13 protein-coding genes are annotated in these 12,908 nt (G+C 40.1%); 3 read left to right on the forward strand and 10 right to left on the reverse strand.

Features of this window, described 5'->3' with window-relative positions; genetic code table 11:
* Positions 1-95: 95 nt before the first annotated feature.
* On the forward strand, positions 96-1,136 hold the full coding sequence (locus G7057_RS03855; protein WP_166161489.1) for a D-alanyl-D-alanine carboxypeptidase family protein: 1,041 nt from the start codon (positions 96-98) through the stop codon (positions 1,134-1,136).
* A 155-nt stretch (positions 1,137-1,291) separates the two neighbouring features.
* On the opposite strand, the gene G7057_RS03860 is transcribed toward G7057_RS03855, so the two are convergent.
* From G7057_RS03860 to G7057_RS03885, 6 genes are all read right to left on the reverse strand, one after another.
* Positions 1,292-2,536: an NAD(P)H-dependent oxidoreductase gene (locus G7057_RS03860; RefSeq protein ID WP_166161491.1), complete on the reverse strand. Its 1,245-nt coding sequence runs from the start codon at positions 2,534-2,536 to the stop codon at positions 1,292-1,294.
* An 18-nt stretch (positions 2,537-2,554) separates the two neighbouring features.
* Positions 2,555-3,163, reverse strand: coding sequence for an NADPH-dependent FMN reductase (locus G7057_RS03865; RefSeq protein WP_166161493.1), 609 nt, complete (start codon positions 3,161-3,163; stop codon positions 2,555-2,557).
* Positions 3,164-3,189: 26 nt separating this feature from the next.
* Positions 3,190-4,098: an FAD:protein FMN transferase gene (locus tag G7057_RS03870; RefSeq protein WP_227004647.1), complete on the reverse strand. Its 909-nt coding sequence runs from the start codon at positions 4,096-4,098 to the stop codon at positions 3,190-3,192.
* Positions 4,095-4,961 carry a helix-turn-helix domain-containing protein gene (locus G7057_RS03875; protein ID WP_166161495.1) on the reverse strand — a complete coding sequence of 289 codons (867 nt, stop codon included), beginning with the start codon at positions 4,959-4,961 and terminating at the stop codon, positions 4,095-4,097. Before G7057_RS03875 ends, G7057_RS03870 begins: the two co-directional genes overlap by 4 nt.
* A 187-nt stretch (positions 4,962-5,148) precedes the next feature.
* On the reverse strand, positions 5,149-5,856 hold the full coding sequence (locus tag G7057_RS03880; RefSeq protein WP_166161497.1) for a DNA alkylation repair protein: 708 nt from the start codon (positions 5,854-5,856) through the stop codon (positions 5,149-5,151).
* A gap of 27 nt (positions 5,857-5,883) precedes the next feature.
* Positions 5,884-6,315, reverse strand: coding sequence for a pyridoxamine 5'-phosphate oxidase family protein (locus G7057_RS03885; protein ID WP_076768343.1), 432 nt, complete (start codon positions 6,313-6,315; stop codon positions 5,884-5,886).
* A gap of 158 nt (positions 6,316-6,473) precedes the next feature.
* Between G7057_RS03885 and G7057_RS03890 the strand changes: the two genes are divergently transcribed.
* The gene (locus G7057_RS03890) at positions 6,474-7,199 is read left to right on the forward strand and encodes a MerR family transcriptional regulator (RefSeq protein ID WP_227004648.1); all 726 of its coding nucleotides are present in this window, start codon (positions 6,474-6,476) and stop codon (positions 7,197-7,199) included.
* Positions 7,200-7,239: 40 nt separating this feature from the next.
* Here G7057_RS03890 and G7057_RS03895 read toward each other — a convergent pair whose 3' ends face one another.
* The 3 genes from G7057_RS03895 to gloB all read right to left on the reverse strand — a co-directional run bounded on the left by G7057_RS03895 (position 7,240) and on the right by gloB (position 10,468).
* Positions 7,240-8,517 carry a peptidase U32 family protein gene (locus tag G7057_RS03895; RefSeq protein WP_227004649.1) on the reverse strand — a complete coding sequence of 426 codons (1,278 nt, stop codon included), beginning with the start codon at positions 8,515-8,517 and terminating at the stop codon, positions 7,240-7,242.
* A gap of 15 nt (positions 8,518-8,532) precedes the next feature.
* Entirely contained in the window at positions 8,533-9,453 is a 921-nt protein-coding gene (locus G7057_RS03900; protein WP_166161501.1) for a peptidase U32 family protein, read from the reverse strand.
* A 307-nt stretch (positions 9,454-9,760) separates the two neighbouring features.
* Positions 9,761-10,468 (reverse strand): hydroxyacylglutathione hydrolase, encoded by a 708-nt coding sequence (gene gloB / locus G7057_RS03905; RefSeq protein WP_227004650.1) that lies wholly within the window; start codon positions 10,466-10,468, stop codon positions 9,761-9,763.
* A gap of 153 nt (positions 10,469-10,621) precedes the next feature.
* Here gloB and fabV point away from each other — a divergent pair, with 153 nt between their 5' ends.
* A complete protein-coding gene (gene fabV, locus G7057_RS03910) occupies positions 10,622-11,821 on the forward strand; it encodes an enoyl-ACP reductase FabV (RefSeq protein ID WP_193566100.1) in 1,200 nt (399 codons plus the stop codon).
* A gap of 183 nt (positions 11,822-12,004) precedes the next feature.
* Here fabV and G7057_RS03915 read toward each other — a convergent pair whose 3' ends face one another.
* Positions 12,005-12,823 carry a MurR/RpiR family transcriptional regulator gene (locus G7057_RS03915; protein ID WP_166164059.1) on the reverse strand — a complete coding sequence of 273 codons (819 nt, stop codon included), beginning with the start codon at positions 12,821-12,823 and terminating at the stop codon, positions 12,005-12,007.
* Positions 12,824-12,908: the final 85 nt, after the last annotated feature.

The following is a 12,908-nucleotide window of genomic DNA, read 5'->3' on the forward strand; positions in this document are numbered from 1 at the left end:
TAAAAAAATGGATTAGAACGGTATCATAGTTATAAAATGAACGAAAAAAATACCGAGAATAGATAATAGTATATAAAGATGGGACTGTTCTAATTTTGAAGAGAAAAAAAATACGGAGTAGGAAGCGAAAACAGAAATTTGGTAAAAAACTTCTTATTTCATCAATCTGTATCAGTGTGTGCTATTACATTGCTGAAGAAACGACTTTACTTTTCCCAAATGATACAGCGGTAGTAGAAGGTGTCGTTGAAGGTCCAGATCCTCAAGCAAATGCCGTTGATCAGCAAAATAATGATTTTATTGAAACGGTAATAGAGAGTGACTCGGCCTTAATTGATTTGTCAGCGGTAAACAGTAGCGGTGTTGTCTTAACTCGGCTAAATGATGAAACAGTCATTGCGGCTAAGAATCCTGACCAAGTTCTCTATCCAGCTTCTTTAACAAAAATAATGACGGTTATTACGGCGATTGATTTGATTGATGACTTAAACGAGGATGTGGTAATGGAAGAGGTCTTCTTTGATGGTTTGTTTGAACAAGAGGCTGCTATTACCGGTTTTCTTGTGGATGAGGTCGTCACTTACAATGACCTTTTATACGGTGCCGTCCTTCCTTCTGGCGCTGACGCTTGCTTAGCTTTAGCCTACAAACTGGCCGGTTCTGAAGAAAAATTTGTTGCCTTAATGAATCAAAAAGCTGGTGAACTCGGTTTAAGCCACACTAGATTTAGTAATGTTACTGGCTTGCATGATAAAAATAATTATTCATCTGCTAAAGATTTGAGTGTCTTGCTGGAATATGCACTTGAAAATGACGATTTTTATAGAGTCTTTACGACTATTGACTATCAAGTTGAGCCAACGAATATGAATCCATACGGGATTTATTTAGTGAATTCTGTTTTCCGTCATGGTGAGCAATATCCTAAAATGCTGGATTATATTATTGGAGCCAAAACGGGATTCACAGAAGAAGCTGGTGTTTGTTTAGCGTCTCTAGCTATTATTAATGATGAACCTTACATTTTAATTACCCTTGGTGCTGGTGCCCAAAAAGCTGGTCCAGATTATGTCGATATTGTTGATCCGCTACATGTTATGGATGCCATCGCCATTTATTCGCAGTTAGAAAAATAATGAATCATGAAGCTAATGCTTAATTGCTCGAGCTTCACTCTGTTTCTACTTATGTAGTGGTTATAGAAAGAAGTTCGGAGGTTTTTTGGTGGCTGAACTTATAATCCCCTAGTCTACAAAAAACCAGCTGGAAAGATTCCCAGCTGGTTTATTAATTATGCTTTTACAGTTGCACTTGAGACAGCATCTACTGTTGCGGTTGGTGCTGCTGGTGTGTTGTCATGAGCGGATGCTCCTGACACAGCGTCAACTTCTCCGTGGCTATCTTTTTCAGATGCGCCTGATACAGCATCCACATCGCCGACTAGTTTTTGGCCGGTTTGTTTCAAGTACCAATCAATAATTGGTTTGAAATCAAGGATGTATTCATTAATGCCTTTATAATTTCCTTCTTTGTCATACATAGCTTGGTAGTTGTGAACAACGTATTTGTCGGGTCCATGAGTTGGCACATTAACGCGAACGGCATCCGTTGCGCCGGAGCGTAACTGTTGAATAACCCAAGCCACACTGTTGTGCTTTCCTTCTGGATGACATTTCGCCAACGGGTTTCCTGCTTGTCCAGGAGTCCGAGACGCCAACATGTCTTCTGCCTCTTTAGTATGGTTATAGTATAGGAATTGGTTGTTATGGTCAGCGTAAGTGAGTTCCATCGGCATAGACGCCAAGAAATAATTCAATTGATCAACTGTCAAAATACCGCGATCGAGCTTCACATAAGTGTTGCCTTCTACTGCATTTACCTTTTTAGCAGCTTGCTCCACCCAATCCTCTGCGTACATATCGACACCTTCAATGGTCGTATCAATTTTGCCAGTCGCATAAAGATCTTCTTGAGCTGGCGTTGGTTCTTCTATTGAAGAAACAAGAGCCACAAACTTAACAAATTTTTCTAGCGTTCCTTTTAAAAATTGAACTGTTCTAGCATCTTTTAAATTGCCATTTTCATCAAAAGCTTCTTTCACTTTGCCCAATAAAAATTCATTTCCTGGCAATACCATAGCGTTTACGCCTGGCGCATCAAGAATTTGGCGCAAATGAAGTTGCGCACGAGATGAGCCTTGATCATAGTAAGATGCTCCGACAATCATAACCGGTTTGTCTTCTAAGGGATGAATTTTAAATGATAGCCACTCTAACAAGCTTTTTAGACCAGCTGGAATGGTATGATTATGCTCCGGTGTCGCAATAATAACCCCGTCTGCTGCCAAAATTTTATTGTGAATATTTTGAATGACTGGGCTGTCTGTTTGGTCATCACTCTGATTAAACATCGGAACGTCCGTTATTTCTAGAATTTCAAGCTCAAATAGTGACTGGAATTGCTTCTTAATATATGTTAACAATGTACGATTATAAGATACTTCTGCGTTTGATCCAACGATACCAACTAATTTCATCCTAATAGTCCCCTTTTCTTAAATAGTTTCCCATTTGAAATTTTCTGCTTCTTTTTTCTTAATCTCATGCGCATGATTCAAATGATTAGTGATTTCAACAAAGGTTAAGAAATCTTCAAACAAACCGTCTAATTTCTCAACTTGTTCTTGATCTAACAACTTGCCATCTTGGTCAAACGCTTGTAACGAATGACTTAACAAAAACTCTGAACTCGGCATAATTCGCGCTTTTAGTTCAGGTGAATCTAAAATTTGGCGTAAGTGCATTTGAGCGCGAGACGAACCAAGGACACCATAAGAGGCACCCGTAATCATTACTGCCTTATCCACAAATGGGAAAATCCCATAAGATAACCAGTTCAAGGCATTCATTAGTGACGCCGGCACTGCATGATCGTATTCAGGTGTTGAAATAATGACACCGTCTGCCTGATCAATTTTTTCTGCCAACGCCAACACTTCTGCTGGCAGGTCACTACCTTCTGGCTTGTTAAAAACGGGCAGGTCCTTAATTTCAACGACGTCTATGTTTACCTTTTCAGAAAAATGATTTTTCATAAAATGGAGCAGTTGACGGTTTGTTGATTGTTCTGAGTTTGTTCCTACGAGACCGATAAATGTTTGCATAGTTGTTTACTTCCTTCCATGGTTGGTTATTTTGAATATAAAACGTGACCGGTTTGGGTGATGACAATGCCATCAATATCGTCCAACTGATTGAGCGTGTCGATAATGGTTTCTGATTGGTGGCCGTACAAGCGCGTGGTCCAAATCTCCCCATCGACAGACTGTTTCGATCGAATCGTTAGGCTGGCGACATCCGTTTGGGTTGGGTAACCGGTTTTTGGATTAAAGATATGGTGATAGGTTTGATTGTCTTTTTTAAGGCTTCTTTCGTAAATGCCCGAAGTTACCACCGATTGATTGGCTATATCAAGAACCGTCACGTAATCGTTGCGATTTTTCTGTGGGTCTTGAATCCCAATTCGCCACTTCTCAGACTGGCCCTGTCTGACAGGACCTAAACCAACAACATTACCGCCTAAATTAATGAGTGCTGCTGTTACACCAGCAGTTTTCAGAAAATCGACTAATAAATCTGCCATATAACCTTTGGCTAAGCAACCGAGATCAATTTTCATGCCGCTTTCCTTTAAAAAAACCGTTTGTTCTTGGTCATCTAGGATAATATGATGAGGGTTCGTTAGTCTTAAGAGCTCATCAATTTCGGCTTGCGAGGGTACTTTTGCATCTTGAAAACCAATTCGCCATGTTTGAATCAAGGGACCGATCGCAATATTTAAATGACTATCGTCTGCGCAACTATGGTATTTCCCGATTTTAATCAGGTCATATAGTTGGGGATGGACGACTACTGGTCTTTGGCCAGCTTGATGGTTAATAGCCATGAGTTCTGAATCGTGACGGTTGGCGCTGAAGCGTTGCTCATAGACCCTTAATCGCTCAATGGCCTCAGCCATGATTGGGTCAGGATCGCCATGTTCAATGAGTAAATCAATGACCGTTCCCATCATATGGATGCGTTCTTTCTTTTGTATCATTGTGATTCCTCCAGCGACGCTTCCATTTGAGCCAGTTCCTTCAGAGCAATTGTATTACGGTTAATTTTGGAGTAAGCACGCGCATCGTAAATGCGTTCTAATAGTTTTTGCTTAGGCTCACCTTCTACAATGGCATTTTTCGCACGCTGTAAGGCTGCTCTTGCTAAATAATACGTCACGTGATTATCTGAACAAATCGAAACAGCATATTCCAAGAGTGCATTACTGATTTCAAGTTCATTAATTTCTGCGTAAAAGACACCACATTGAAAAACAATGTTCAAGACACGCCACGTATCTGACATTTCCTGTGTCGGGTAGCTATAAATCTTTTCTTGAACTTTGTTGAAATAAAATTCTGCTTTTTGACGATCACCTTCCCTAGCATAAACCATTCCGGTTCCGGTGTAGGCTAGCAGTCGAAAAATGGAGAGGTCATCAGTCGTTTCTTCTAGAAGAATCTGATCGAATAAAAATAGAATATCCATCACTGGCTGGTTTTTAAAAATCATCACAAAGCCTCTTAAGTAGTGATAGCGCATGATTAAGCTGTTATCATCAACTTCTTTACCGACAATTGTCTGAAGGAGATCAGCTGCTTGATCAAATTCACTCGTAATTAAAAAGAACTCTGCCTGATTCATTTTTTCAATTGTTTCAGAGTGCTTAACGCCTACTTTTGGAAATAGTTCACCTAAAGGGAGATTGAGTCGATTGCATAGCTGAATCAGAATTTTTAGATTAGGGACGTGACCATTATTCTCAAACCGACTAAGAGTCGCTTGCGTACAAATCCCCTCCGCTAATTCGTTTTGAGATAAGCCACTGGTCTTCCTAGCCAAAATAAAACGTTCAATATTCATTAGCTCCTCCTTTTATTGTGTTTATTTTCACAAGTTTTACCATGTTTGATTATACGCCTAATAAATTCGCACGTCAATGAAATATATAAAATTTTATATATAGTTTGTGGTTTGATGATTAATTTTTTATATGATGTCATCGTAAATAAAAGAGGTTCAAGCAAAATTAGATGCTTGAACCTCTTTATTAACAACGGACATACTTGCGTTTAAACCCAATTCTGTCCTTTTCAATTTCTTTTTGGATGCTCTCGTATGCATTGAGGACAAGCGGCTTTTTATTTGGCCGATTGACTTCGATGGTACCAATCGTTTGAGCGATTTGAAGTGCTTCTTGATGTAGCGGCTGGTACGATAACCCAACTGTATAAACAAAATTACTCATGGATGCTTTTGTCCGTTCCGGAGCTGTTTGAATATCAGTTGCAACTTTTCCAAGCAGTCCAGCTAGCTTTTCTTTAGAAAACTCATGGTCTTTACGTCTTCCTAAAAGCCAGCAATAACAGCTCCAACCAGCAGACATTTTCAATTCGTCTCCTGACATAATCCACTTATCTGCAATCTCTTGAGCTAGTGGTGATTCAGATAAGGTGACGGCTACAACAAAATCTGACAGCATATAAAAATAAGCCTGATCAATCCAACGATCAAAGTCTGCTTCCGTCATGGCAATAGGATCTGCAATCACGCCAGCAAAGTACATCGCATCATAATTGCCTGTTGCGTACAACTCTTCTGATAGCTGCTGATCTATTTTTATTTGTTTGGATAACGGCTTCATCGCACCTGTCGCGACACCAAAAACGGGTTCGTGGGCACCATTAGACAGGTACATCTTCTTCATCCGTTCTTTTCCTAATAGGGCTAATTCTTGCATGACTTCTTGGACATCCATAGCGACACTCCTTCTGAAGGTTAATGATTATTCAGCGTCAAAACTAAAGACATAGCGATGACCTTGCGTTAAGCTGTGATAAAATCCTTCTCCCTTATAGAGCTGGAAAACTTGTGCACCTTGGCGATCCGATTCATTGGGATAAACATGTTGCACATAAGGATTGTCTTTCAACACTTCTTGTAGATGCTCTTTACCAATTTGGCGTATTTGTCCTTCAATACGAATCACTTGAATCAAGTAACCCTCTTCAGACATAGCTGTTAGCGCAACATTTTGATTATGTTGGAGTTGTTTATAGAAGTCAGTTCGTGGATGCGTCATGAAAAACACACCATTTTCGTTAGCAACTCCGATGTTTGCATGACGAGCATGAGGTTTATTATCTTCATCAACAGTTGCAAAAACAGCAACTTTCATTTGATCTTGCAAAATTTGCATAATAGTTTCAATATTCATTTGGATACTCCCTTTTGCTTCTTGATAGTATCATTATATCACAGGCCTATTTTACTTTTCATTATTATGTGCTTTTTGTCACAATTTTATTTTTTTCGTAAAGTATTGACCCTAACCTTACGTCATGGTTTATAGTAAGAATGAAAGGAGAGAATCAGATGAAAATAAAAGAAGTTGCTCAATTAACCGGTGTTAGCGTCCGTACCTTGCATCACTACGATGCCATTGACTTACTTAAGCCAGACCAACTGACCGAAGCAGGTTATCGCTTGTATTCAGATACCAACCTCCTGCGCCTACAGCAAATTCTCTTTTTTAAGGAACTTGGTTTTCCTTTGAAAGAAATAAAAGATATTCTTAATCAACCCGATTTTGACCGGCAAGACGCATTAATGTTGCAACATCAGATGCTGCTGGACAAGCAACAGAAGCTGGCGCAGATGATTGAAACCATTGAAAAAACAATAGAAGCAGGAAAAGGAGAGAGACAAATGAGTAAAGAAGAACAATTTAAAGGCTTTGATTTTAAACATAACCCTTACGAAGAAGAGGCCCGGAAGCGTTGGGGAAACGATGCGGTCGACCAAGCCAATCAAAACGTGAGTAAGATGACGGCAACAGATCAAGATCGATTCAATCAAATCTTCCGTGATTTGGCTGAAGTTCGTCATTTAGACCCGGCTTCTAAACAAGCGCAAGAGTCGATTGAAAAGTGGTATCTCCATTTACAGTCGATTGCGACTTATTCTCTTGAAGCATTTAAGGGATTAGGTCAGATGTATATAGACGATGATCGTTTCAGAAAAAATATTGATCAATTTGGTGATGGATTGGCGCTATTTATGCGCGATGCCATGGCTATCTACGCTGATAACCATCAATAAAAATCAGGGATTGAGAGAACATTCTCTCAATCCCTGATTTTTAATCTTGTGCTACTTTTTGGCGAAGGCGGCTGCGTTCAACGATTGTTTTTCGAATCATATCCTGTGGCTTAACCGCTTGGCTAACCTTCATTTTAACAATTTGCATCGCATGAGGAGCTGAACGGATACTTTCATCTTCTTCGTTCCACATCTCGACTAGTAATTCTGGATGATGGCGCATGCCTGGTCCGTAAAACTCTAATTGGTCACCCACTTTGAAGAGATTCCGTTGTTGAATAGTCGCGATTTGGGTTGCTTCATCATAATCAAGCACTTGGCCGACAAATTTATAGCGAGGCTTGCGACGACGCTCTCCAAATAGTTGCTCATTCTCTGTCGGTTTGCCGTAGTAAAAACCTGTGGCTAGCTCACGCTGGGCTACTTTCCACAGTTCGTCCAACCACTCTTCTTGTAAAACGTAGTTGTCTGGATCTGCCATGTAAGCATCCAGTGCCTTGCGGTAAACATTAACAACGGTGGAAACGTAGTGGATGGACTTCATCCGACCTTCAATTTTCAAGGAATCTATACCGTTCTCAACAATGTCAGGAATGTGCTCAATCATTGATAGATCAACAGCACTCATCGAAAAGGCCTCGTCAATTCCTTCTTCACCCTTGCCGACCATTTGACGATTACCTAGCGTTGGAAGGTCAAACAAACCGTATTTCCAACGGCAAGATTGGCAACAACCGCCACGATTAGCATCGCGGTCAGCCATATGGTTGGATAGGGTACAACGACCTGAGTAAGAAATACACATCGCTCCGTGAATAAAGGCTTCGATTTCTACGTCAGTATTGGCACGAATTTCTGCTACCTCAGCCATAGAAACCTCTCGACCGAGTACGCAACGGGTCAACCCTGCATCCTGCCAAAAGTTAAGTGTTTCATAGTTAACTGCCGATTGTTGGGTAGATAAATGGATATCAAGGCCAGGCGCATCTGCGGCACAAATCTGCATCAAAGCAGGATCGGACACAATAACAGCATCGATGCCGATGTCCCGAATGGTGCGAAAGAAATCTCCTGCTCCAATTTGATCATTTTCGTGGGTTACCATATTAGCAGCCACATAAACTTTTGCGCCTCTTTCATGGGCAAAGGCAACCCCTTCTGCCATTTCTTCAAAAGAAAAATTTCCTGCTCGGCTCCGAAGACCATAGGCGTCGCCACCAATATAAACAGCATCAGCGCCGTAGTGGATAGCTGTTTTTAATTTTTCCAAGGTACCCGCTGGTGCTAGTAATTCTGGGCGTTTCATTGTTGTATTCATTATTTGCTTCCTCTCTTATCGCACTTTATCCGCTGAATAAAGGAAAAAGCCAGTATCGGTTTCTCGATTTTCAGGGTGATGGGTGATGATTTGTTCATTTAACTGCGCCAGCAATTCAGGCGTCGCCTCATTATTTTCGATTAGCGTACGCGCTTGGTGGAAAACAGTGACCACTTCGACAAAGGCTTGCCCCGGTGTATAAAGACCATCTAAATACCAATTGTCTGCATGAATATCAGCTAGCATCGGCAACTGCACCATCAAGTTCAAGTCCTTGTTGGCAAACACATGAGTGCCGTGGCTATCTTGGTAAATGGCATAATGAGTATCATCCTTACCCGGTTCAGATAAAAAGAGATGGCGGTCTTCAAAATTTAATGCGTCTTTTTCAATGTAGTTAAAATAATTATTAAGGAGTTCTCGTCTACTTTGATGAATGCATTGTGCGCCGTAAACTTGCGTCACGACGGGCAATTCCGCTTTTGGAACTAGCAATTCTAGCTCGACATAAGGAACTTCTCGAGCAATTAGCGCTGCGACAGCCCCATACTTTTTCCAAAAGTTTATCTGGCCGTGGCTCGTCACCAACACAGATGCATCATAAATATAGGGGATGTAATAGTCAGGATTTTTCATAATCTGGATGAGCCCTGTGTCTCCTACCATTAGTTTATCAACCTTTAATGCTTTCATTCGCTTCAAGAATGGTCGTGCTTGTTCAATTTTGTCATTGTGGAGAATCGCGTTAGCAGCAACAATAACTTGCTTACCCATTTGATGGGCGATAGCCACTAACTCACCAATTTCATCATCACTTAAATAACCTGGAACACGCAACCCAAAGACCTCTTCTCCTACTATTAACTGGTCAGCGCCAGCTTCTAGGAGTAACTTTCCTTGTTCAAGCGATTCAGTTGTTGCAATCAACTCAATCATTCAGTAACCTTCTTTCTTTTGTGAATCATTTATTATATGATCTGTTTTTACATCGGGATTTTAAATGTTCATACATACACATTTAATAGCTAGATTACTATATTTATAATCTTTATCAGATGTAAAAATTTCACATATCAGACGTTTCACAAGCATTTTATCACATTTGAAAGTTTGCGACTAGAGGCACAAAGTGGTGGTTTGGCAGTGAATATGTCGAGTGACGCAAAAAAAGAGAGTCAGTTGACATTTATTCGGAAAAAAATGTCGACTGGCTCTCTTTTTTGATTCTACTTGGTTATTTTCCTTAAAACTGATCTCGTGCTTGTCGCAATCGAATGAATGATTCTAAATTTTCTGCTTGCAGAAATAGATTAATCGTCCGTTCCTTTGCCATAGTCGTTGGCAAGGTCGGTTTATGCTCTTGACGCAATTGAATGGTCTCTTCCAATGCTTGGTCAATCGCTGAATTTCCGCCCTCCTGCGTTTTAGCAAAACGCAAATTAGTTTCTGTATATTCATGGGCTGGATAAATAACCACGCTGTCCGCTAGCTTGTTTAGTTTTTGAAGGGCATCGTATTGGGCTTGGTAGTCACCAGTAAAGACGCGACCACAGCCAGCAGAAAATAAGGCATCACCGCAAAAAAGAACATCGGTAGTGAGGTAGCTAATATGTTCTTCTGTATGACCTGCCGTTTTAATAACATCGAAGGTTTGGTTGAAAAGTTCGATGCTGTCCCCTTCTTTTAAAACAGTTGTTGCTAAATGACCGGTCTCGATTGGACCATAGACAGGCGTTTCAGGGTAACGGTTTACGATATCCAACACACCGCCTATATGGTCATCATGTTTATGAGTCAGAATAATCGCTTCTGGGATTAGATTTTTGAGTTTTATATAAGCTAACACGCCCTCTGATTCGCCGGGATCAACTATAATAACCCGTCCCTCTTGTTCGAGCAGCCAAATATAATTATCACTAAGAGCAGAAATAGGATGAATGTGAATTGTCATTATTTTTCTCCTTCCATCTTTCATTTTCTCTATTATAACAATCCTCGTTGTGATTCGCCCACTATTAAAAAATAATGAAACTTTCATGATAGAAATACTACCCAACCTTGTGCTTTTTTGATATTGTATTACTATGAAACACTTTTGGAGGTAATGATGATTAAATTCGAACATAAAATGCGTGGGAACGTCTCTTTCGGCGTGAATCCTATTGGCTGTAAACAAGATGTTTTAAATCAAATTGACTATGTAAAAGAACAAGGCCACTATGAAGGCCCTAAAAAAGTATTGATTATCGGTGCATCATCTAGCTATGGATTGGCTTCTCGTATCAACTTAGCCTTTGGAGCTGGCGCTGATACGATTGGCGTTTCTTTTGAAAAAGGACCTAAATCAGAGCGAAACTTAGGTTCTGCTGGCTGGTATAACAACATCTACTTTAAACAAGCCGCAGAAAAAGAAGGCTTAATCGCTAAAAACTTTGTCCAAGATGCCTTCAGCCATCAAACAAAGCAAGATGTTATTGATTACATCAAAGCAGAATTTGGCGGAAAAATTGACTTAGTGGTTTATAGTTTGGCTTCAGGAATCCGTATCAATCCTGAAACGGGCGAACGAATCAACTCTGTTATCAAATCAATCGGACAAAATGTTGTTGGACCAAACGTTAACATTGAAAAACAAGAATTTTACGAACAGGTTTTAGAACCTGCCACCGAAGAAGAAATTGCTGATACAGTCAATGTTATGGGTGGTGAAGACTGGTTATTCTGGATGCAAGCTCTTAAAGAAGCAGATGTTCTAGCAGATGGTGTTCAAACAACCAACTATTCTTACCTGGGTTCTGACTTAAATAAACCTTACTACGGTGACGGAACACTCGGTCGTGCCAAAGCAGATTGTGATGAGAAAGCAGTTCACATTAATGACTTATTAACAGACATTAATGGTAAAGCGACCGTTATTGTTGCAACAGCTGTAACGACTAAAGCAAGTTCAGTTATTCCATTTTTCCCTGTTTACTGTATGGGACTTTATCGTGTGATGGCTGACAATGGCACGCATGAAACACCGATTATGCATATCGACCGCACCTTTAGAGATATGGTTTACGGCGACAAAGCTGAATATGATGAACTTGGCCGTTTACGTCCAGACAGCTGGGAACTTGATCCAGAAGTCCAAGCTCAAACGGAAGCACTCATTAAAGAGATTAATGAAGGCAACTTCAATTCAGACAAAACAGGCTACAGCATTTTCATGAAAGAGTTCATGAACCTAAGCGGCTTCGATGTTGATGGTTATGTCGAAGAAGCAGTTACAATTGACGACTTAAAAGCGTTAGAATTTTAATAAAAAGAAAGAGGTTGGAAAAATTCCCAACCTCTTTCCTATACCCGAATAATATAGCGTAAATGTGCTCAAAAAGGCAGCCCCGACGTCCACTTCACGAATCATGCTCAGATGGTCTGCAACCATCTTGCGCTTATTCGCTCCAGTGATTCGGGGCTGAACGCCTTTTTTCCCACTCTCTTTTTAATCAATAAATTTGTCTAGAATAGACCGCAAAACTTTTTCACGTAATTCTACTGTTTGAATTTTATTATTGATTTCATACCCTCGCACCAATACTTCTGATACATAGAGTTGGGAAATCTTTCCAGCTAACGAACCACCATCAAAAAATTCTTCATTCGCACTTTGCAAAACAATATCACTCAATTCCGCAATAGGTGACGTTTTAAAATTGGTAATCGCAATAATCGGGCAATGATTCTTTTTAGCGATGGCCAAGGAATCATAGACGTCCTTTGTGCGACCACTCAATGAAAAGCAAATCACCAAATCAGTTTCATCTAATAATGATAAGGCATGAGCTTGAAAATGCGGATCAATGGTATGGTTGGCATGAACGCCTACCCTCAACAGCATTTTTTCCAAGGAAGCCGCAGACAAGCCACTCGATCCCACTCCGATAATATAAATACGCTTTGCATTCGTAATATGATTGATGGCGTCTAAAAGTGTTTCTGGATCAATCAGTTGTCTAGTCGATTCCAAAACCTTAATTTGATTATCCAGAATCTGATCATAAAACTTATCTGTACTCTCTTCTTCATATTGACTAGTAAATTCATCTTTAGCAATCGCTATTTTTAAATCAGAAAAACCTGAATAACCGAGTTTCTGACAAAAACGAATTAAAGTCGCATCGCCAACCTTAACGGCATCTGTTACATCTTTCATGGTTTTATAAGCGGTCTGTTCCTTTTCAGCCAATAGATAATCAGCAATTAACTTCTCTGATTTCGTTAACGCGTGATAGTTTTCTAATATCGTATGAGCAAGTCCCATAAAGTCAGTCCTTTTCTTAGTTGTATGCTTATTATACACGAAGTTGACCATTTTATTTAGCTATTTACAAATATGAAAGCGTGTG

It is taken from the genome of Jeotgalibaca arthritidis (assembly GCF_011100465.1).
Lineage (GTDB): Bacteria > Bacillota > Bacilli > Lactobacillales > Aerococcaceae > Jeotgalibaca > Jeotgalibaca arthritidis.